The organism is Serratia proteamaculans (assembly GCF_004684015.1).
Classification (GTDB): Bacteria; Pseudomonadota; Gammaproteobacteria; order Enterobacterales; family Enterobacteriaceae; genus Serratia; species Serratia proteamaculans_F.
The window spans coordinates 407,025-428,364 of sequence record NZ_SRIA01000010.1 but is presented as its reverse complement, the minus strand read 5'-3'; the positions used below and the strand labels follow the sequence as shown (position 1 = coordinate 428,364).

Below are 21,340 nucleotides of genomic sequence, written 5' to 3'. Positions count from 1 at the left end.
GCTCCCTAAAGGCTATAGATAATAAGAAAACAGCCGGAAATAATCAGAGCAGAGATATAAAGGCTACTGCGTGTCATTTTTCGTTTTTGTGAGCCGAATAAACCAAAGTGATCTGAGACAAAACCGAATAATAATTGCCCAACCAAACCAAGAGAAATTGTGCTGGAGAGAGGGATGCCACCGTTAATTGCCATCGTCGCCAAAATGACGGTAAAGGCGCCGGGAATGCCGCCAAGATAGAGCCACCAGGATCGTTTCTGTGGTTTATTATTCGATTCCTGAGGATTTTTTTTAACAAATAATAAAATAAGCAACAATGAACTCAACATGCCAATACCGTGAGCCACCCACGAGGCGACGACAGAAGAGGTTTGTTCAGACAGAGCGCTGTTGGCTTGAAACATTAAGGTAAGAAAAAAACCGCTAAGAATAGCGATAAAAATATTTTTAAAATTGCCAATCATAATGTGTAACCTGCGCATTAAAAAACCACTAAGGTGATTTTACAATCCTTGTACAGCAAAGCTTAAGAACGATGCCAAGAAGCTTTTACTCATATAATCCGCAAAAAAAACTACACCCATCGATAAAGCATGTCAATGGAATGTTAAGAATGCTTTAATAATTCATTAAAGTTAAACATTAGAGAAATGGATTGATGTGACAGAGGGGGTCAACCAGGAACGGCCGCCTACTTTGGCGGCCGCTCCTTTGTATCAGAAATGCAGCTCTAAAGTTTCAACTTCAGCAGAGCATTCGGCAGCCCAGGCGCTCAGAGTGATCTGCGCCAATTGCGCCAGCCCCTGATAGAAAGGATGTTGCGCATTCGCCTGCAGCAGTTCCAGATAGCGCGGTGCCCAAGGCAGCAAATGTTTGGTCAGCAATTGCTCCACCAACCCACCCTGACGCTCTTCGGCTAACCATGCCACCATCATCAACAAGGTACCGATGTGATCTTCCGGCTCGTTGCGATCGTGTTGCGCGTCGATACCATTGGAACGCAACCACCTGCGCAGGCGCAAAGTGGAATTGCCAAACAGCACGTTCTCTTTGTCCAGATACACCGAACCCCATAACGGAGCCGGTAAGGTGTCAGGCCCGACAAACAGACGTTGGTAAGCCTCTGCCAACGACTCTTCCTGTTCATCTTCAATGCCGGTGGCGATCAGTGCTGCCGCCGTCTGCAACTGCTCGGCGTCGCCATACGGCCACTCTTTGACCCACTCAGATTCAGACAAGGTTGCCAACAGCTGCTGGCCGTCTTCACTTTCTGGCGGTGCATACAACAACACACCCAGCACCCGGCCCGTTAAAGCGATATTTTCAAGCGTCATAAATCAAGGATCCTGTTAAGGGCACAGCGAACTGTGCCTGACTACAATATTAACCGGCTACCGCCATGCCAACGGTCATATGCAGGCCGTAGAACACACCACGGCCTACCAACTCACCGGCGATAACCAAAATCAAACCTAAACCCATCCCCATTACGCTCGCGTTACCCCGGCGCAACAGTGGGCAAATCCAACAGCCTAAACCTGACACCACCAACACCAGCCGCCCAACCATTAACTGGCCGTATTGCGGGATCAGCGTGGAGGCCTGCTGTACCGAGCTGTTGATACTGGCCAACTCATAGCCTTGCATCATCACTGCGCACAGGCTGGCCAACAGAGCCACCACGCTAAGAATAGCCAATGAATAGCGGGCTGATACCGCTAATCCAGCCGCACGCAGCAGTAAAACGCCCAGCAACGGCCCGCCGATCAGCGTCGTCAGGAAAAAGTTCAGCGTAGTGTAACCGTTATGCCAGGTTGGCACAGTATCGATTTGATACACCCGCGTCATGGCGTAAACAAAGACCACGCCCAGCGCCATGGTCACCCACAGCCATATTTTGCCCAACGCCGTCGGCATTCTGCCCAGTATCGCCAGCAGCCAATAAAAACCCCCGACGGCAAAGAACAACGCGCCACTGGCAATTTCGTTGCTCAACGCCGAAGCGCCAACGCGGTTTAACGAGTTGAACGCGCGTAACGGTGACCCCAGGTGTAGTGTAGAAGCGACAAAAGCGATGCCCATCAGCAACCACAAACAGAACATTGAGCGATGAACCGCCCGGCTCTGCTGCTCATTCAGATTGCCACCGATCACCGCCCCCGCCATAACGATGGTCGCTCCCACCACTGATTGCCCCAATACGGTAAACAGCATCAGCGGCCATTCATGCCATCCCATGCCCATATTAAACCTCCTTCGGATTGGCCAAATAGCCCGTGGTATCGCCACATGGCCGGCTATTGGCATTGGGTTTCAGCACTATGCTGGGCCGGGTAAAATGCGCCGCCGGCAGCGGGGCCACCTGCGCCAGGGTGCCGTGCTGCTGCCGCAATTGTTCGATGGGACCAAAGTCCAATGCCCGCAGCGGGCAGGACTCCACGCAAATGGGCTTGTTGCCCTCCGCCACCCGTTCATGGCAACCATCGCATTTGGTCATGTGCCCTTTGGTCGCATTGTATTGCGGCGCACCGTACGGGCAGGCCATGTGGCAATAGCGGCAACCGATGCACACCTCTTCATTCACCACCACAAAGCCGTCCTCCCGCTTATGCATCGCGCCGGTCGGGCACACTTTAGTGCAGGCCGGATCTTCGCAATGGTTGCAAGCGATCGACAAGTAATAGGCAAACACGTTTTGCTGCCAGCCATCACCATCCTGTAACCAGTCGCCTCCGGCATATTCATAGACGCGGCGGAAGCTGACGTCCGGCGTCAGGTTTTTATAGTCTTTGCAGGCCAGTTCGCAGGTTTTACAGCCGGTGCAACGACTTGAATCGATAAAGAATCCATATTGCTGAGTCATTGGCTACCCCTTATACCTTTTCGATTTGGATCAGATTGGTATGCTGCGGATTCCCCTTGGCCAACGGCGAAGGCCGGTGGGTGGTCAGGGTATTCATGCAGGCGCCGTGGTCGACCCGATCGCCGCTCATATCGGCCTGATGCCAGGCTCCCTGTCCCATAGCCACCACACCCGGCATGATGCGCGGCGTCACCCTGGCTTCGACACGGACTTCACCACGGCCATTGAATACCCGTACCTTGTCGCCGGCGATGATCCCCCGAGAGTGAGCATCCAGTGGATTGATCCACACTTCCTGACGGCAAGCCGCCTGCAGAACATCGATATTGCCGTATGAGGAGTGAGTACGTGCCTTGTAGTGGAAACCAAACATTTGCAGCGGGTAGGTTTTACGCAGCGGATCGTCCCAACCTTCAAAGGTCGAGGCATAAATCGGTAACGGGCTGATGGTTTCGTCTTTCTCCAGTTGCCAGTCGTTGGCGATCTCGGCCAGCCTGCCGGAATAGATTTCTATCTTGCCGGACGGCGTTTTTAATGGGTTGGCTGCAGGATCCTGGCGGAACTTTTGGTAAGCCACGAAATGACCATTGGGATCTTTGCGCTTGTAGACTCCCATGCTGCGCAACGCTTCATAGCCCGGCAACAGCGGATCCCTCGCCTGCATTTTGGCGTATAAATGTTGCAGCCATTGCGCCTGGGTGCGCCCTTCGGTGAATTTCTGATGTACCTCTGGCCCTAAACGGCGCGCCACTTCACTCAACACCTCATAGATGCCCTTTCGTTCAAACTTGGCGGAGGTGGCCGGTTGAATAAAGATCAGGTAGCCCATGTTACCGGCGTAGTCGTTGGGAATAATGTCTTCCTGTTCGACCGTCATCAGATCCGGCAGCAGGATATCGGCATATTTCGCCGACGAGGTCATAAAGTTTTCCAGCACCACTATCATTTCGCATTGAGAATCGTCCTGCAAAATATCGTGGGTTTTATTGATGTCAGAGTGCTGGTTGATGATGGTATTACCGGCATAATTCCAGATGAACTTGATCGGCACGTTCAGTTTATCCTGACCACGAACCCCGTCCCGCCTGGCGGTCATCTCCGGACCCCGTACAATGGCATCGGTCCAGCTAAAGCAGGAGATATGCGCTTTCACCGGGTTGCTCAGTACCGGCATACGTTCAATGGTAATGGTATAAGTCGACTCACGCGCGCCGCTGTTACCGCCATTAATGCCGACATTGCCGGTCAGAATCGGCAGCATGGCGATAGCCCGCGAGGTCAGTTCACCGTTGGCCTGCCGCTGCGGCCCCCAGCCCTGGCAGATATAGGCCGGTTTAGCCGTGCCGATTTCCCGCGCCAGTTTAATAATGCGCTCTGCCGGAATACCGGTAATTTTAGCCGCCCATTGCGGCGTTTTTTCAACGCCATCTTCACCCAGCCCAAGAATGTAAGCCTTGTAGTGACCATTTTTCGGGGCGTCGGCGGGTAAGGTTTTTTCGTCGTAGCCAACGCAATACCGATCCAGAAAAGGCTGGTCGACCAGGTTTTCGGTGATCAATACATGCGCCAATCCGGCCACCAATGCCGCATCCGTGCCTGGACGAATCGGGATCCACTCATCTTCACGCCCGGCGGCGGTATCGGTATAACGCGGGTCGATAACAATCATCCGCGCATTGGAACGTTCGCGCGCCTGCTCCAGATAATAGGTAATGCCAGCCCCACTCATCCGCGTCTCGGCCGGGTTGTTACCGAACATCACCACCAGTTGGCTGTTTTCAATATCCGAGGTGCTGTTACCTTCATTGCTGCCATAGGTGTAAGGCATGGCGCAGGCGATTTGTGCGGTGCTGTAAGTGCCGTATTGGCTGAGGTAGCCGCCGTAGCAATTCATCAGACGGGCGACCAGTGAGGCATTCGGTGATGAACGGGTAATATTGCCGCCGACAATGCCTGAGGTGTAATTGATATATACCGCTTCGTTGCCGTATTGCTCGACAATGCGTTTCAGATTGTTGGCGATAGCGCCATAAGCCTCGTCCCAACTGATGCGTTTGAACTTGCCTTCGCCACGTTTCCCGACGCGTTTCATTGGGTAGTTCAAGCGATCAGGATGGTTCATGCGGCGGCGAATAGAGCGGCCACGCAAGCAGGCTCGAATCTGATGGTCGCCATATTCATCCAGACCAGTGTTATCGGTTTCAACCCAATACACTTCGTCGTCGCGGACGTGTAAACGCAAGGCACAGCGACTGCCACAGTTAACCGAACAGGCGCCCCAGACCACTTTATCCTGCGCGGCTTGCAGCACGCTTTCACTGATTGACTCCGCTAACGCGCGGCGACTAAATGGCAATGCTATGCCACCGACGGCCAGTGCCAGCCCGACGATACCGCCAGATTTCACCAACGTACGGCGGCTGAATCCCCCAGACTCCTGACGGTTTGTTTTGTTTTCCGACATAACTCACTCCACGTTTTACCTGGTATTGATAAACGTCATATGCCTTGACCCAAGGCGACGAACAGAGGAGGCAGATTCGATGTCTGTTGATAAGCCCGAATAAAAACCCTCCTCTCTGAGAGGATATTACTCAGAAGTGAGTAGTTAACTTTGTCTGCTATCAATAAAGCGGGGGAAGTATCTGAAAGAAAAATGGCTTTCGAACAAAGGGGGAATAAATTTCTTAAAAAAAAAGCGCCCGCAGGCGCTTTTCATCGAACAACTGTTCTTTAACCGATATATTCCAGGCCACCCATGTATGGGCGCAATACTTCTGGTACCTGAATTCGGCCATCGGCCTGCTGGTAGTTTTCCAGCACCGCCACCAGCGTACGACCTACCGCCAGACCAGAACCGTTCAGCGTATGCACCAGGCGCGGCTTCTTCTCGGTTTTGCTGCGGCAACGGGCCTGCATGCGGCGTGCCTGGTAATCCCACATGTTGGAGCAGGAAGAGATCTCGCGGTAAGTGTCCTGCGCCGGCAGCCACACTTCCAGATCGTAGGTTTTGCACGAGCCTGCGCCCATATCACCGGTACACAGCAGCATTTTACGGTATGGCAGGTTCAGCAACTGCAGCACTTTCTCTGCATGACCGGTCAGCTCTTCCAGCGTAGCCATCGAGTCTTCCGGACGGACGATCTGCACCATTTCAACTTTGTCGAACTGGTGCATGCGGATCAGACCACGGGTGTCACGGCCATAAGAACCGGCTTCGGCACGGAAACATGGCGTATGCGCGGTCATCTTCAGCGGCAGAGATTCCTCTTCCAGGATTTCGTCGCGCACCAGGTTGGTCAATGGCACTTCTGCAGTCGGGATCAGCGCGTAGTTGCTGCTGTCGGATTCTTCTTCCAGCGGTTTGGTGTGGAACAGGTCTTCACCAAATTTCGGCAACTGGCCGGTACCGAACAATGTGGCATGGTTAACCAGGTAAGGAACGTAAGTTTCCTGGTAGCCGTGTTGTTCGGTATGCAGATCCAGCATGAACTGGGACAAGGCACGGTGCATGCGGGCAATTTGCCCTTTCATCACCACAAAGCGTGAACCGGTCAGTTTTACCGCAGCGGCAAAGTCCAGACCACCGGCCATTTCGCCCAGATCGACGTGATCGCGTACCGGAAAATCATACTGGCGCGGTTCGCCCCAACGGCTGACTTCCAGGTTATCGCTGTCATCTTTGCCGTCTGGTACTTCATCGTCAGGCAGGTTCGGGATCGCCAACGCATAGTCACGGATTTCAGCCTGCAGCTGATCCAGCGCGGCCTTGGCCGTGTCCAGCTTGTCACCCAGTTCGTTTACTTCGCGACGCAGCGGCTCAATGTCTTCCCCGCGCGCTTTGGCCGCGCCGATGGATTTCGATCGGGAGTTACGTTCTGCCTGCAGCGTTTCGGTTTCTACCTGCAGAACTTTGCGACGCTCTTCTTGAGAACGCAGCAGATCCAGATCGAGTTTAAAGCCTCGGCGAGCCAGTTTGACGGCGACTGCGTCTAGCTCATTACGCAGCAGATTGGGATCGAGCATGCTAATCCTGTGCTTATTGTTATTGAAAGAAAATTTGATGTTTTATTCGGCTGAATTTAAAGCCGTATAAAGGAAGAGTGATACCCGCTAACCTTACCGCAACGGCAACGCTAGCGGTAGCGTTTTGTCTGGCTATTTTGATCCTGCTCAGCAAGCCATGCCAGCTTTTCACCGATTTTACCTTCCAGCCCGCGCGTGGTTGGATGATAGTAACGCGTCCTGGCCATTTCGGGTGGAAAGTACTCCTCGCCAGCGGCATAGGCATTGGGTTCATCGTGAGCGTAACGGTATTCTGCACCCAGCCCCATTTCCTTCATCAGCTTGGTTGGCGCATTGCGCAGATGTTCGGGGACGTCATAATCAGCCATCTCTTTGGCATCACGAATTGCCGCTTTGAAGGCCGTGTAAACCGCGTTGCTTTTTGGCGCACAGGCCAAATAGACGATAGCCTGAGCAATCGCCCGTTCGCCTTCGGCCGGACCGACGCGGGTAAAGCAGTCCCAGGCAGCGATAGCGACCTGCATGCCACGCGGGTCGGCATTACCCACATCTTCAGAAGCAATCGCCAGCAACCTGCGCGCCACATACAGTGGATCGCCCCCAGCGGTAATAATACGTGCATACCAGTACAACGCCGCATCCGGCGCGGAACCCCGCACCGATTTATGCAGCGCCGAGATCAGATCGTAAAAACGGTCGCCTTTATTATCGAAACGCGCACTGCGTTCGCCGGAGACTTCTTTCAGTAACTCCGGCGTCAATACGCGAATACCTTTGGCGTTGATCTCCGCCATGTCCGCCATCATCTCCAGGCTGTTCAGCGCCCGGCGAGCGTCGCCGCCGACCAACTCTGATAACATGCGGCGCGTCTCTTCCGGCAGTTCGATATTCTGGCCGCCAAAGCCCCGGCTGCTGTCCTGCATCGCCTGATCCAGCACCTGGCTGATATCTTCGGCGGTCAGCGCCTTCAGCAAATAAACACGGGCCCGTGACAACAGCGCCGAGTTAAGCTCAAAAGACGGGTTTTCGGTGGTGGCGCCGATAAAGGTGATGGTGCCGTCTTCAATATGCGGCAGGAAGGCATCCTGCTGGCTTTTGTTGAAGCGATGGACCTCATCGACAAACAGAATAGTGCGGCGACCGGCGTCACGGTTTTGGCGTGCACGCTCGATCGCCTCGCGGATCTCTTTGATCCCGGACGTGACGGCAGAAATACGCTCGACGTCTGCCTGGCCGTAACGGCCGATCAATTCTGCCAGCGTCGTTTTCCCGGTGCCCGGTGGCCCCCACAGAATCATCGAATGCAGTTGTCCCGCCTCGATAGCACGCGGCAAAGGCTTACCGGCGGCCAGCAGATGTTGCTGGCCGATATACTGTGCCAACGTGGTCGGCCGCATCCTCGCGGCCAACGGCTGGAACTCATTCTGGGAAAAATCGAGCGACATATTACTCACGCGGACCTCACTGGCGCTGGTCGTCCAGCGTCACCCCCTTCGGCGGGGTAAATTTAAATTTGCTGGCATCGGCAGCAACGTTCTGCTGGCTTTTCAGCGCGTACGAGCTACGCTGGCCGTCCTGCTCAACCGCGGCAAAACTGCGGATAGTGCCGCTGTTGTCCACGCTGATGGCGAACTGTTTCAGGTTGCCGCTGCTGGATTTTGGCGTCAGCTCAAAATCATTGCCCTTCTGTTTAACGTTGTACTGTTTCCAGTCATTGGCATTATTGCGGGTGATCAGCATAAACGGCGTATTGCCGGTGGCATTTTTCAGCCAGGTGGCGGTCACCTGCTCAACAAAGGGGTTGTAGAACCACAGGGTCTGACCGTCTGACACCAGCACGCTCTCGTCTGGCGAGGTCATATGCCAATTAAACAGGTTTGGACGTTTCACCCAAAGTTCACCTTCACCCTGCTGTACCGCAGCGCCATCGCTGCTGGTCACGGTCTGGGAGAAGCTGGCATGGAAACTGTTCACTTTCGCCAGGCGACTTTGCAAATCCTGCGCGGCGTCGGCCAGCACAGAGGTGGAAGCAAATCCCGAAAGCAGACAACAGGCAACTAACAGTTTTTTCATTATTCCAAATACCTTATGAAATGCGTTAACCGCAAGGCAGTGCCGTGCGGGTCAAATTAACCCTTACGCCCCTCACTCTACCCGAAGCCATTCGCCGGCAGATAGGCCAATGTTCCGAGAAGCCGATGGGTTTACGCTTCTTTGCACAAGGGCCGCTAAGCGGCCCTTTTATGTTGCTGACAAAGCAGGAAAAAGCGTGGTTTTTCCTGCTTTGTGGAGATCAGCCGAAAATCAATAAATTGATTTTCCTTGTTTTTTATTTATCGAACTCTATTCGCTCTGTGCAGGAATGAGGTTTGTCATCAGTCTGAAGGGCCGCTAAGCGGCCCTTTTAATTAAATAACAACGATTAAAACTTCATCAGTCATGCCGTGGCGGTGCCAGCACCTCGCGGTTGCCGTTGTGCCCCTGCTCGCTGACGATGCCCTGCGCTTCCATCTGTTCGATGATACGCGCGGCGCGGTTATAACCGATGCGGAACTGACGCTGTACGCCGGAGATAGAGGCGCGGCGTTTATCCACCACAAACTCCACCGCCTGATCAAACAACGGATCCAGCTCTTCGTCACCGTCCAGACCGCCGCCAGTTCCACCCTCACCGTCGTCACCAGCGCTGAGGATACCCTCTTTATATTGAGGTCGCTCACGCGCTTTCCAATCCTTAACCACCGCATGCACTTCCTGATCGCGCACAAATGCACCATGCACACGGACCGGAATCGAGGAGTTAGGGGCCAGATACAGCATGTCACCCATCCCCAGCAGGGATTCAGCACCGCCCTGATCGAGGATGGTACGGGAGTCAATCTTGCTGGACACAGTAAAGGCGATACGGGTCGGGATGTTGGCCTTGATAAGACCAGTGATCACATCCACCGACGGACGCTGGGTTGCCAGCACCAGGTGGATCCCCGCCGCACGCGCTTTCTGCGCCAGACGAGCGATCAGTTCCTCAACCTTTTTACCGACCGTCATGATCAGATCGGCAAATTCGTCGACCATCACCACGATATAAGGCTCTTTCTCCAGTACCGGCGGCGTCATGTCCATGCTGTCGGTCGGTTTCCAGAACGGATCCGGGATCGGACGTCCCATGGCTTCGGCCTGATCGACGCGTTCGTTATAGCCGGCCAGGTTACGCACACCGAGCGCAGACATCAGCTTATAGCGACGCTCCATCTCGGCGACGCACCAACGCAGGGCGTTAGCGGCGTCTTTCATGTCGGTGACCACATCCGTCAACAGGTGCGGAATACCTTCATAAACCGACAGCTCCAGCATTTTCGGGTCGATCATGATAAAGCGCACTTCTTTCGGCGTGGCCTTATACAAGATGCTCAGGATCATGGCATTGACCCCAACCGATTTACCGGAGCCGGTGGTCCCTGCCACCAACAGATGCGGCATTTTCGCCAGGTCGGCCACCACCGGTTCGCCAGAAATATCTTTACCCAGGACGATCGCCAGCGGCGACGGATTATCGCGGAACGCCGGGCAGTCCAGCACTTCGCGCAGATAGACCGTCTGACGTTTGACGTTAGGCAGTTCCAACCCGACGTAAGGCTTGCCGGGGATCACTTCAACCACACGTACCGCCGAGGTTGACAGTGAACGCGCCAGGTCGCGCGACAGGTTGGAAATGCGTGCAGCCTTGACGCCCGGAGCCAAATCCAGCTCGAAACGGGTGATGACCGGACCTGGCAAAATATCTACCACGTCGGCTTTCACCCGATAATCGGCCAGGCTGGCCTCCACCAAACGCGCCTTTTGTTCCAACGCGAAGGAATCTACCGGCTCCACCTCTTTCGGGGCTTCGGTCAGCAAATCCAGCGTCGGCAATGGCGTGGTCGGTTTTTGCAACGGCATATCGTTGCGCATCAGGAACGGGTGGATCAGGCTGTCCATCGCCGGCTGCTGCGCAGCGGCAGGCTCCGGTTGCGCCACAGGCTGCTGATAGGCTGGCGGCTGTTGCTGCACGACCGGTTGCTGCTGCGGCGATTGATAAGCCGGCTGCGCAGGCTGGTAGGATTGTTGTACCAGCGGGGTCTGAGGCTGAGCCGACGCGGCTGGCTCAAACTGACCGAAAGGCACGTCATCTTCACGCTCGCTTTGCAGCTCAATACGTTCTTCCAGCTGCGGCGACAGGGTGAACAGTGGCTCAACCGGGCCATCATCCACCAAATCATCCATCGGCGAGAAACCGAACGCATTGCGGGTATCTACCGGCGTAGTGGGTGCCACCGTTGGAGCGGCTTCTGGCTGGCCATAGCGCTGGCTTTGCTGGGCGGCAAATGCCTGACGCAACGCGGCTTCCTGCAGAGCAGCTTCATCATCCAAATTATCCGACGCAGACTCCTCACCATAACGCTGGCTTTGCTGCTCGGCAAACGCCTGGCGCAACGCCGCTTCCTGCAGGGCTTCATCATCTGGTGAAGGATTATCAGACTGTTGCAATGGCTCGTCGTCCTCACGGGTGCGCTGTTCCTGTTCGGCCATACGCTGCGAAGGCAGCTTGATGCCGTAGGAAGCCAGTTCACGCCGGGTCGGAATGCGCACCGGGTTCGGACGCGGCAATTCCGGGCCGAGGCCTTGTTTCACCTGCGAGTTCGCGTCACTGGTAGCGGTAAAGGCCGGCATAAAGGTATTAGCGGCAACAGCACCGGCAATTGCCGTCGCTGCGGCAGGTGCCTGAGGTTTCACGCTGCCAAAGGGTGAAACGGCAGGCTCGGCGGCACTGAAGCCAGCCGGAGCAGTGACATCAACATGATCACGTTGGGCGGCAGAGAAATCAAATGGAGAGCGGTCTTGCGACGGCGAGACAGCCGGAGCATCCCAATTACCCATACGCGGCTCGTCGTCGTCCTGGTAAGGATCGATCGGACGCGTCGTCTTCGGCGTTGGTGTCTCTTCAGGGATCTCAAACGAGTACAGTGGCGGCGCAGTGTTTTCCGCTACCGCGCTCATCGGATGCTGGTTCACCGAAGCCGGAGCCGCGGGTGCCGCAGTAACCGACGGGGCCTGAGCCACAACCGGTGCAGCCGTGGCCGGCGCGCTGGCTGGCGCTGGCGCAACAGGTGTGATATCCGCATCATCGTCATCATTAGCCCGCAGGCCGCTGAGCAATGGGTCTTCGGCATCTTCCGCCGCCATTTTGGCGGTTTCCGTGACCGAAGGTGCAGAGAACAATACGTCATCTTCCGCTGCATTGGCCGCCGTCGCCGTCGCAGCCGCAGCAAGCGCGGCTTCCTTGTCTGCATCTGCAGACTCGGGTTGCTCTTCGACGTAGCGGTCGTCATCGTCGTGATAACGGTCTTCACGGCGTGAACGGTTGGTCATAAAGGTCGCCGTCCCCAGCACCACGCCGCCGATACGCTCGGCGATCACCAGCCAGGACCAGCCGGTAAACAGCGTCAACCCCGCAGCCCAAACGCACAGCAGCCCCAGGGTGGCACCAATGCCGTTAAACCACGGCAACATGGCGTTGCTCAGCAAACTGCCGATCACACCGCCGGATGCGAAGTAATAGAGATCGTCGACATTCAATGCCGCCAGGCCACATGAAGTGAGCACCAGCGCCAACGTGCCGATCAAGCGCAGTGAAAGCGCGAAATAGTCGATGTATTCGCCGCCGCCGCGCTGGCGATAAGCTGCCCAGCACAACACCAGCATGATCGGTGGTATCGCATAGGCGAGTACCCCGAAGGTGAAGAACAATGTGTCGGCCATCCAGGCCCCGACGCCACCGCCCAGGTTATGAATTGGCTCATGCCACGCGGTCTGCGACCAGCTTGGGTCAGATGGATTGAAACTGACCAAGGCAGCCATGAGGTAAATGGCAAAAATGGCTACCACAATCAACACAGCTTCGAGCAAACGGCGGCCGCTGCTGAGTTTTCTCAAGGTAACTTCTTTATCTTCTGTATATTCCTGGCTCAAGAAAGGCTCTCCAGGTTCCTGTTAGCTGACATAGCAACAGCGCCGAGAAGCTTCCCCGGCGCCGAAACTGTATGAATAAACAGGAGTGTAACCAATTTAATCAGGTTTTGCACCTGCACCCTACCGTGTTTTGATAACCAGACGGTTACTCTGTTTCACTTCTTCCATTACCACGTACGTACGGGTGTCATTAACCCCCGGCAGACGCAGCAAGGTTTCACCGAGCAACTTACGGTAAGCCGACATATCCGGCACGCGGGTTTTCAACAGATAGTCGAAATCACCGGACACCAGATGACACTCCTGAATTTCTTCAAGTTTCTGTACTGCCGAGTTGAATTGCTCAAACACATCCGGCGCACCGCGGTTCAACGTGATTTCTACGAAGACCAGCAGGGACGCATCCAGATAATGCGGGTTGAGCAAAGCGGTATAACCATGAATAAAACCCTGGCGCTCGAGGCGGCGCACACGTTCTAAACATGGGGTTGGGGATAACCCCACGCGCTTGGAAAGCTCAACGTTCGAAATACGCCCATCCTTCTGCAGTTCATTCAGGATGTTGCGGTCGATACGGTCGAGATCTTTCCCCGGGCGTTTCTTATTGTCTGCCATTATTATTGTCTCTCTTATTTTCTTCCCTGCACTTGCCACACCCTAACCAACGTCAATGTGTAAGGGTTCGTTCCAAGCGAAGACCCAATGCCTGTCATATGCTTCACTACCATCATTTCCCCTGGTGCAGCCTGTCTGTCAAACCCTGCACCGGGTAGTTAAATGACGTTATCGCAAGAAGAACTCCCCCGCTTGCGCGCTGTCCCCTCACCTGCCACACGAAGCTTCAGCAACGGCGCAAAATTCTGCACCAACGCTGTAAATACGTACGATTTCCTGCAGGGACAGGGATAATTTCTTCTTCCTATGATGTTTTCGCAAATGCGCAGCGGATTGTCAAAGTAAAAGAAGCAAAATCAGAAGAACGTACCGTCATGAAAAGTTAGCACCCCGTTTTTAGTTATGAATCGCTGGCTTGAAAAGCCCGCTGGGAAGGTGCTTAAACCCGCTTAACGGGCTGTTTCCGGTCAATTGAATAGAGAGCGCCAATGAGTGGCTTCCATAAGTTAAATTGCTGCGTTTTACGCTCGCTTTAGCAGCAATTTAATAATTAATAGGTAATGGCTATCAAACAAATCGTTAACAACATCCCCTGGCGCTTTTTTTAATGCTGCGTTTTCCCTACAATCGGATCCATTGTCCGCCATTGTGGGAAAAGAGGGTATTCATGGGCACGGCTAAACACAGCAAATTATTGATCCTGGGCTCCGGCCCGGCTGGTTATACCGCCGCAGTTTACGCAGCGCGCGCCAACCTGAACCCGGTGTTGATTACCGGTATGGAGCAAGGGGGTCAGTTGACCACCACCACCGAAGTGGAAAACTGGCCGGGTGATGCCGAAGGCCTGACCGGCCCGGCGCTGATGGAGCGTATGCGCGAGCATGCTGAAAAATTCCAGACCGAGATTGTGTTTGACCACATCAACAGCGTTGATTTGCAGAACCGTCCGTTCCGCCTGTTTGGCGACAGCGGCGAATACACCTGTGATGCACTGATCATCGCCACTGGCGCATCGGCTCGCTACCTTGGCCTCCCTACCGAAGAAGCTTTCAAAGGCAAAGGCGTGTCTGCCTGTGCCACCTGTGACGGTTTCTTCTACCGTAATCAGAAAGTCGCAGTGGTCGGTGGTGGCAACACTGCTGTGGAAGAAGCACTGTATTTGTCCAACATCGCGGCCGAAGTTCACCTGATTCACCGCCGTGACAGCTTCCGTTCCGAGAAGATCTTGATCAACCGGCTGATGGAGAAAGTGAAAAACGGCAATATCGTGCTGCACACCGACCATACTCTGGACGAGGTGCTGGGCGATCAAATGGGCGTGACCGGCGTACGTATCCGTAGCACCAAAGCGGAAAACCAAACGCAGGAACTGGCACTGGCCGGCGTGTTTATCGCCATCGGTCACAGCCCGAATACCAGCATTTTCGGCGGTCAGTTGGAACTGGAAAACGGCTACATCAAGGTGCAGTCCGGTATTCACGGCAATGCCACCCAGACCACCATTCCTGGCGTATTCGCCGCCGGCGACGTGATGGACCATATCTACCGCCAGGCGATCACCTCTGCCGGGACCGGTTGTATGGCGGCGCTGGACGCTGAACGTTATCTGGACGGCATCGCCGGCGCAGAAGTGCTGTAACGGCATCCTGCATCATCCTGAAAAGCGGCTATCACAGCCGCTTTTTTTGTACCTGGCAGTTAAACCCGGCGGTTATTCGATGCACAATCTTCTCCACTGGCGTCTGTTGGTTGCGGTGGCCGACAGCGGTAAAATCACTCACGCGGCGAGTCAATGTGGCATGACCCAGTCCGGTGCCAGTCAGGCCATAGCACAGTTGGAAGACCAACTGCAAACTCTGCTGCTGGTTCGCCTGCCGCATAGCGTGGTGCTAACCCAGAGCGGTGAACAGATTGTCACGCGCGCGCGGGCCATGCTGGCCGAGCTGGATGCAATCCAACACTACGCACAGCAGGCCAAAAGCGCTCACGTTGGCAAAATACGCCTGGCCAGCTTCCCTTCTGCGTTTTCCCTGTTGCTGCCACCGTTATTACGTCAATTCCGTCGACGTTACCCCGCCATTGAGCTGGTTCAGTTGGAAGGCACCGATCTGGAAGTCGAAAACTGGCTGGCGCTGGAGACCGCCGACGTCGGCGTGGTATTGAACCCGGAGCCAGAAAGGCAAAGTTACCCGCTGGGGCAAGACCGCTGGCTGGCTGTCACCGCCAGCCAGCATCCATTGGCCAGGAGCCGACAGCCGGTAGAATTCAGTACACTGGCCAAACTGCCCTTTGTGCTGGCTACGGGCGGCTGCTATCTCAATGCGCAACTGTTGGCGCAGCAGGCCGGGTTGGCACTGGCAGATGTACGCGCAACCGTCAGTGACTGGAGCACCGCGCTGACATTGGTGCGTGAAGGGATCGGCGTATCGCTGATACCGGCGTCGGTCATACCGACCGACACGCCTGGCATCTGTACCCTGCCGCTATCTGCGCCGCTATACCGTCACTTTGGCCTGGTCTGCTCATTCAGCGGTGCAAGTTCAGCACCGGTGCAAACCCTGTTGCAGTACCTGCAGGATCGTCTGGCGCTGCCCGTCATTAGCTGAGCTGATAGCAGGTTTCTGGCATTCTAATTTTTCTGACGGCGATAACGGCGGCATTCTGACGATCAAGCGATTTCGCTTCTTAGCGCAGGAACTGCCATGAAACTCTACTTTGCACCCGATACCTGTTCACTCTCGCCACATATCGTTTTACGGGAATTGGGGTTGCCGTTCGAACTGATCCGGGTCAATAACCGCACCAAACGCAGCGCCGACGGCCAGGACTTTTATCAGGTGAATCCCAAAGGCTACGTCGCCGCCCTGATGCTGGATGACGGACGGGTGATTACCGAAGGTGCTGCCATCGTACAATATTTAGCGGATCTGCGACCCGATACCCTGCTGGCCCCTCCTGGTGAGTCTTTCGAACGGGTGCGTTTACAGGAATGGCTGAACTTCATTACCAGTGAGATCCACGCAGGTTCCAGCCCGTTGTTCAACCCGGCGCTGCCGGAAGCAGTCAAGATGCTGTTTCGCGACAAGCTGCGTCGCCGCCTCGATTATCTTGCCCAGGCGCTGAACGAACACCCTTTCCTGCTGGGTGAGTGTTTTAGCGTAGCGGATGCCTATTTATTTACCGTGCTGCGTTGGATGGCCCGGTTTTCTATCGAATTAAAAGACTGGCCATCGCTGACCCGTTATATGGCGTTGATCGTCCGGCGTAAATCGGTACAAGCCGCCCTGGCTGCGGAAGCCGCCAGCCTGGAAGTGAAATAACCCGCTAGCCGCCGTCTGTTATAGCAATATTTGACCGCTTTATTATTTTCAGTCTGCCGGGTGAAGAGGTAACATTGGCCTTCGCTTGTTCGCTTCAGGTTGGGGCAAACACTTTTTTTAACAGTACGTTAACCTTGTCTGTAACAACAGACACCGGCGACGCAGACTCATATCTGATGAAAAAAACCAGACAGCAACAGTTAACCCGTTGGCTCAAAACTCAGAGCACCCTGGCGCAGCGTTGGCTGCGCCTTTCCATGTTGTTGGGGCTGATAAGCGGCGTTTTGATCGTCGCACAGGCATGGCTGTTGGCCGCCCTGCTCCACGCCCTGATTATCGAACACGCCCCACGTGAACAACTGATCCCCTCGTTTATCTGGCTGGCTGCCACCTTCGCACTGCGTGCAGTATTGAGTTGGCTGCGTGAGCGCGTCGGTTTTATCTGTGGGCAGGTGATCCGCCAGCGTATGCGTCAGCAGGTGCTGGATAAACTGCAACAGCTCGGCCCGGCCTGGATCCAGGGTAAACCGGCTGGCAGTTGGGCCAGTATCATCGTCGAGCAAATCGAAGATATGCAGGATTACTACTCCCGCTATCTGCCGCAGATGTACCTGGCGGTGTTTATCCCGGTACTGATCCTGATTACCGTCTTCCCGATCAACTGGGCCGCCGGTCTGATCCTGTTGACCACCGCCCCATTGATCCCGATGTTTATGGCGCTGGTCGGTATGGGTGCCGCCGATGCCAACCGTCGTAACTTTGTGGCATTGGCACGGCTGAGCGGTAATTTCCTCGATCGCCTGCGCGGGCTGGATACGCTGCGCCTGTTCAATCGGGCCGAAGCGGAAACCGCGCAGATCGCCAAATCGTCCGAGGACTTCCGCAGCCGCACCATGGAAGTGCTGCGGTTGGCATTCCTGTCCTCGGCCGTATTGGAATTCTTTGCCTCTATTTCCATCGCCGTGGTGGCGGTCTATTTTGGTTTCTCCTTCCTGGGCGAACTTAATTTCGGCAGCTACGGCACCGGCATCACGCTGTTTGCCGGTTTCCTGGTGCTGATCCTGGCGCCAGAGTTCTTCCAACCCCTGCGCGACCTGGGGGCTTTCTACCATGCCAAGGCGCAGGCGGTGGGCGCAGCAGAAACGCTGGAAACCTTCCTCAACGCCGAAGGCGAGCAAATGGGCAGCGGCACACAACGGCTTGATACCGATGCGCCGCTGGAACTGCAGGCGCAGAATTTGGAGATCCTGTCACCGAATGGCGTGCTGCTGGCCGGCCCTCTAAACTTCAACTTGCCCGCTCATCAACGCATCGCTTTGGTCGGGCTGAGCGGAGCCGGTAAAAGCTCGCTGCTGAATCTGCTGCTTGGCTTTCTGCCCTATCGCGGTTCATTAACCGTTAATGGAACCGAACTGCGGGAGTTGGCGGCCGAAGGCTGGCGTCAGCAGCTTGGCTGGGTGGGGCAAAATCCGCATCTGCCGGCTCAGACGCTGCGGGCCAATATTCTGCTGGGGAACCCGCAGGCCAGCGAAGCCCAGTTGCAACAGGCGGTGGAACAGGCCTATGTCGGCGAGATCCTGCCGCATCTGCCACAGGGATTAGAGACCGAAGTCGGCGATAACGCCGCCCGCTTATCCGTCGGTCAGGCTCAACGCGTGGCGGTTGCCCGGGCGCTGATCAGCCCGCGCCGTTTACTGCTGCTCGATGAACCGGCCGCCAGCCTTGACGCCCACAGTGAACGGCGGGTGATGCAGGCGCTGAATGTCGCCTCGCACCAGCAAACCACCCTGCTGGTCACCCACCAGTTGGAAGATACCGAAGATTACGACCAGATTTGGGTGATGGAAGGTGGGCAGATCGTTCAGCAAGGCGATTACGCCACGCTGAGTGCTCAACCGGGTCTGTTTGCCAATCTGATCGCACACCGCAGCGGGGATCTCTAATCATGCGCGTTTTGCTGCCGTTTCTGGCGCTATACCGTCGTCACAGCCTGCTGATTTGTTTGGGCATCGTGTTGGCCATCGTCACGCTGCTGGCCAGCATCGGCCTGCTGGCGCTTTCCGGCTGGTTCCTCGCCGCGTCGGCCCTGGCCGGGCTGGCCGGTTTGTTTACCTTCAACTATATGCTGCCGGCCGCCGGTGTCAGGGGTGCCGCTATTTTCCGCACCGCCGGGCGCTACGCCGAACGCGTGGTCAGTCACGATGCCACTTTCCGCGTGCTGTCTCATCTGCGGGTGTTTACCTTTAAAAAGATCCTGCCGCTGTCACCGGGCGGCATTGCGCGCTTCCGCCAGGCCGACCTGCTTAATCGTCTGGTGGCGGATGTCGATACGCTGGATCATTTATACCTGCGGGTGATCTCACCGCTGGTCAGCGCCGCCGCCGTGATTGTGGTGGTGACCTATGGCCTGAGCTGGCTGGACACCACGCTGGCCCTGACGCTGGGCGGCATTCTGCTGTTGTTGCTGCTGTTGGTGCCACCGGTGTTTTATCGTGCCGGTAAACCGATTGGCGGTCAGTTGACCGCACTGCGCGGTCAGTACCGTACCGATTTGACCGCCTGGCTGCAGGGCCAGGCCGAGCTGGTGGTGTTCGGTGCCGTTGAAAGCTTCCGTACCGATCTGGATGCCACCGAGCAGCGCTGGCAGCGCCGCCAATGGCAACAGGCTTCGCTGGGTGGCATGGCACAGGCACTGATGATCCTGGCCAGTGGCCTGACGGTCACTTTGATGCTGTGGCTCACCGCGGCGGGCGTCGGCGGTGATAGCCAACCCGGCGCGCTGATTGCGCTGTTCGTGTTTGCCGCGCTGGCCTCGTTTGAAGCGCTGATGCCGGTGGCCGGTGCCTTCCAGCATCTGGGTCAGGTGATCGCTTCCGCCACGCGGGTGAAGCAGGTCATCGACCGGCAGCCGGAAGTGACCTTCCCGCCCCATGGCCCGGCGGCCGAGGGCGTTGCCACGCTAAGCCTGCAACAGCTCACTTTCACTTACCCAAACCAGCCGCTGCCGGTATTGCAGAATGTCACACTGGAGATTGCCGCCGGCGAACACATTGCTCTACTCGGGCGCACCGGCTGCGGCAAATCGACCCTGCTGCAGTTGCTAACCCGCGCCTGGAATGCCGACAGCGGCCAGGTGCTGCTCAATGGCCAGCCACTGAGCGCTTACGATGAAACCACGCTGCGCCAGATGACCACCGTGGTCAGCCAACGGGTGCATATTTTCAGCGATACGCTGCGTGAAAACCTGCGCATCGCCGCGCCTGCAGCGACCGATGAGCAATTGCGCAAAGTATTGCAGCAGGTCGGCCTGGACAAGCTGCTGGATAACGAAGGGCTGAACGCCTGGCTGGGGGATGGCGGTCGCCAGCTTTCCGGCGGTGAGCAGCGCCGTCTGGGCATTGCCCGCGCGCTGTTGCATCAGGCACCGTTACTGTTGCTCGATGAACCGACCGAAGGCCTGGACGCCGAAACCGAACAGCAAATCCTGGCGCTGCTGCGCCGGCACTGCCAGGGGAAAACGCTGATCCTGGTGACCCACCGTCTGTATGGGCTGGAGCACCTGGATCGCATCTGCGTGATGGACGGCGGCCAGATTGTCGAACAAGGCGATCATCTCACCCTGATGCGTCAACAGGGGCGTTATGCCCAGTTCCGCCAACGTATCAGTGGCATACCGCTGTAAAATGGCCTGTAGAGGACGCTGAGACCTTTTATGCGTATAGTTAAGCTGTCACCGCATTCACTGGCTTTCCCCTCTCCTGAGGGCGCGCTGCGCGATCCTAACGGTCTGCTGGCTATTGGCGGCGATTTGACTGCGCCGCGCTTGCTGGCCGCTTATGAACGCGGTATTTTCCCCTGGTTTTCACCGGGGGAAGCCATTCTGTGGTGGTCACCTGACCCGCGCGCTGTATTGTTCCCGGCCGAGCGCCATATCAGCCGCAGTCTGAAACGCTTTCTGCGCAGTAACCCCTTTCGCGTGACGCTGAATCACGACTTTGCCGCGGTGATCGCCGCCTGCGCCGATCGACCGGAAGAAGGCACCTGGATTGGCCCGGAAGTACAGCGCGCTTATTTGCATCTGCACCGCCTTGGCTTCGCCCATTCAATCGAGGTATGGCAGGGTGACGATCTGGTCGGCGGCATGTACGGCGTGGCTCAGGGCGCGCTGTTCTGCGGCGAATCCATGTTTAGCCGTACCACCAACGCCTCCAAGTGCGCCCTGATGACTTTTTGCCGTCATTTTGCCGCTTATGGCGGAGAATTGATTGACTGTCAGGTGCTTAACGCTCACACTGCCACGCTGGGAGCGAAAGAGATCCCCCGAAGAGAATTTTTGCAGCAGCTCAGCCAACTTCAGCGCAAGCCATTAGCGCCAGAATGCTGGGCACCGCAAGTGTTACCCCCACAGCAGGTTGAACCACCCTCCCCAACAAACTAATTTTGCGGAAACGGTGCAATGTTCACCGACACTTCTTTACATAATGTGGGTTTTTCGGCATTATCTTGC

Annotated in this window: 16 protein-coding genes; 6 read left to right on the top strand and 10 right to left on the bottom strand. The window is 56.0% G+C overall.

All coding sequences use genetic code 11. The features are described 5' to 3' along the window. Positions 1–5 precede the first annotated feature (5 nt). From E5C26_RS08635 to lrp, 10 genes are all read right to left on the bottom strand, one after another. Positions 6–464: a DMT family transporter gene (locus E5C26_RS08635; RefSeq protein ID WP_012006121.1), complete on the bottom strand. Its 459-nt coding sequence runs from the start codon at positions 462–464 to the stop codon at positions 6–8. A gap of 252 nt (positions 465–716) precedes the next feature. Continuing rightward, on the bottom strand, positions 717–1,334 hold the full coding sequence (dmsD, locus tag E5C26_RS08630) for a Tat proofreading chaperone DmsD (protein WP_135315914.1): 618 nt from the start codon (positions 1,332–1,334) through the stop codon (positions 717–719). Positions 1,335–1,383: 49 nt separating this feature from the next. Further along, the gene (locus E5C26_RS08625; RefSeq protein ID WP_135315913.1) at positions 1,384–2,244 is read right to left on the bottom strand and encodes a DmsC/YnfH family molybdoenzyme membrane anchor subunit; all 861 of its coding nucleotides are present in this window, start codon (positions 2,242–2,244) and stop codon (positions 1,384–1,386) included. A gap of 1 nt (position 2,245) precedes the next feature. Continuing rightward, positions 2,246–2,863 carry a DMSO/selenate family reductase complex B subunit gene (locus E5C26_RS08620; RefSeq protein ID WP_135315912.1) on the bottom strand — a complete coding sequence of 206 codons (618 nt, stop codon included), beginning with the start codon at positions 2,861–2,863 and terminating at the stop codon, positions 2,246–2,248. Positions 2,864–2,873: 10 nt separating this feature from the next. Further along, on the bottom strand, positions 2,874–5,327 hold the full coding sequence (gene ynfE, locus E5C26_RS08615) for a selenate/tellurate reductase subunit YnfE (RefSeq protein WP_135315911.1): 2,454 nt from the start codon (positions 5,325–5,327) through the stop codon (positions 2,874–2,876). Between the two features lie 269 nt (positions 5,328–5,596). Next, the gene (gene serS, locus E5C26_RS08610) at positions 5,597–6,889 is read right to left on the bottom strand and encodes a serine--tRNA ligase (RefSeq protein WP_135315910.1); all 1,293 of its coding nucleotides are present in this window, start codon (positions 6,887–6,889) and stop codon (positions 5,597–5,599) included. 110 nt (positions 6,890–6,999) lie between these two features. Beyond that, complete coding sequence (locus tag E5C26_RS08605) at positions 7,000–8,343, bottom strand: replication-associated recombination protein A (protein WP_135315909.1); 1,344 nt, start codon at positions 8,341–8,343, stop codon at positions 7,000–7,002. 7 nt (positions 8,344–8,350) lie between these two features. Beyond that, positions 8,351–8,962: an outer membrane lipoprotein chaperone LolA gene (gene lolA, locus E5C26_RS08600; protein ID WP_135315908.1), complete on the bottom strand. Its 612-nt coding sequence runs from the start codon at positions 8,960–8,962 to the stop codon at positions 8,351–8,353. Positions 8,963–9,322: 360 nt separating this feature from the next. Beyond that, positions 9,323–12,898, bottom strand: coding sequence for a DNA translocase FtsK 4TM domain-containing protein (locus E5C26_RS08590; protein WP_135315906.1), 3,576 nt, complete (start codon positions 12,896–12,898; stop codon positions 9,323–9,325). Positions 12,899–13,018: 120 nt separating this feature from the next. Continuing rightward, entirely contained in the window at positions 13,019–13,513 is a 495-nt protein-coding gene (lrp, locus tag E5C26_RS08585) for a leucine-responsive transcriptional regulator Lrp (RefSeq protein ID WP_004928318.1), read from the bottom strand. A 667-nt stretch (positions 13,514–14,180) separates the two neighbouring features. Between lrp and trxB the strand changes: the two genes are divergently transcribed. The 6 genes from trxB to aat all read left to right on the top strand — a co-directional run bounded on the left by trxB (position 14,181) and on the right by aat (position 21,271). Continuing rightward, the gene (gene trxB / locus E5C26_RS08580; protein WP_135315905.1) at positions 14,181–15,152 is read left to right on the top strand and encodes a thioredoxin-disulfide reductase; all 972 of its coding nucleotides are present in this window, start codon (positions 14,181–14,183) and stop codon (positions 15,150–15,152) included. A 79-nt stretch (positions 15,153–15,231) separates the two neighbouring features. Next, on the top strand, positions 15,232–16,119 hold the full coding sequence (locus E5C26_RS08575) for a LysR family transcriptional regulator (RefSeq protein WP_135315904.1): 888 nt from the start codon (positions 15,232–15,234) through the stop codon (positions 16,117–16,119). 96 nt (positions 16,120–16,215) lie between these two features. Continuing rightward, positions 16,216–16,833, top strand: a complete 618-nt coding sequence (gstA, locus tag E5C26_RS08570; RefSeq protein WP_135315903.1) for a glutathione transferase GstA — start codon at positions 16,216–16,218, stop codon at positions 16,831–16,833. 176 nt (positions 16,834–17,009) lie between these two features. Further along, positions 17,010–18,776 carry a heme ABC transporter permease/ATP-binding protein CydD gene (gene cydD / locus E5C26_RS08565; RefSeq protein WP_135315902.1) on the top strand — a complete coding sequence of 589 codons (1,767 nt, stop codon included), beginning with the start codon at positions 17,010–17,012 and terminating at the stop codon, positions 18,774–18,776. A 2-nt stretch (positions 18,777–18,778) separates the two neighbouring features. Beyond that, a complete protein-coding gene (cydC, locus tag E5C26_RS08560) occupies positions 18,779–20,515 on the top strand; it encodes a heme ABC transporter ATP-binding protein/permease CydC (protein WP_135315901.1) in 1,737 nt (578 codons plus the stop codon). Positions 20,516–20,545: 30 nt separating this feature from the next. Further along, positions 20,546–21,271, top strand: coding sequence for a leucyl/phenylalanyl-tRNA--protein transferase (gene aat, locus E5C26_RS08555; protein WP_135315900.1), 726 nt, complete (start codon positions 20,546–20,548; stop codon positions 21,269–21,271). Positions 21,272–21,340 lie beyond the last annotated feature (69 nt).

Bases quoted from the DNA above. Each gene is read 5' to 3' on its own strand.
- aat (WP_135315900.1), top strand. From the start codon at position 20,546: ATGCGTATAGTTAAGCTGTCACCGCATTCACTGGCTTTCCCCTCTCCT.
- E5C26_RS08635 (WP_012006121.1), bottom strand. From the start codon at position 464: ATGATTGGCAATTTTAAAAATATTTTTATCGCTATTCTTAGCGGTTTT.
- lolA (WP_135315908.1), bottom strand. From the start codon at position 8,962: ATGAAAAAACTGTTAGTTGCCTGTTGTCTGCTTTCGGGATTTGCTTCC.
- E5C26_RS08620 (WP_135315912.1), bottom strand. From the start codon at position 2,863: ATGACTCAGCAATATGGATTCTTTATCGATTCAAGTCGTTGCACCGGC.
- cydD (WP_135315902.1), top strand. From the start codon at position 17,010: ATGAAAAAAACCAGACAGCAACAGTTAACCCGTTGGCTCAAAACTCAG.
- lrp (WP_004928318.1), bottom strand. From the start codon at position 13,513: ATGGCAGACAATAAGAAACGCCCGGGGAAAGATCTCGACCGTATCGAC.
- trxB (WP_135315905.1), top strand. From the start codon at position 14,181: ATGGGCACGGCTAAACACAGCAAATTATTGATCCTGGGCTCCGGCCCG.
- E5C26_RS08575 (WP_135315904.1), top strand. From the start codon at position 15,232: ATGCACAATCTTCTCCACTGGCGTCTGTTGGTTGCGGTGGCCGACAGC.
- dmsD (WP_135315914.1), bottom strand. From the start codon at position 1,334: ATGACGCTTGAAAATATCGCTTTAACGGGCCGGGTGCTGGGTGTGTTG.
- gstA (WP_135315903.1), top strand. From the start codon at position 16,216: ATGAAACTCTACTTTGCACCCGATACCTGTTCACTCTCGCCACATATC.
- serS (WP_135315910.1), bottom strand. From the start codon at position 6,889: ATGCTCGATCCCAATCTGCTGCGTAATGAGCTAGACGCAGTCGCCGTC.
- E5C26_RS08625 (WP_135315913.1), bottom strand. From the start codon at position 2,244: ATGGGCATGGGATGGCATGAATGGCCGCTGATGCTGTTTACCGTATTG.
- ynfE (WP_135315911.1), bottom strand. From the start codon at position 5,327: ATGTCGGAAAACAAAACAAACCGTCAGGAGTCTGGGGGATTCAGCCGC.
- cydC (WP_135315901.1), top strand. From the start codon at position 18,779: ATGCGCGTTTTGCTGCCGTTTCTGGCGCTATACCGTCGTCACAGCCTG.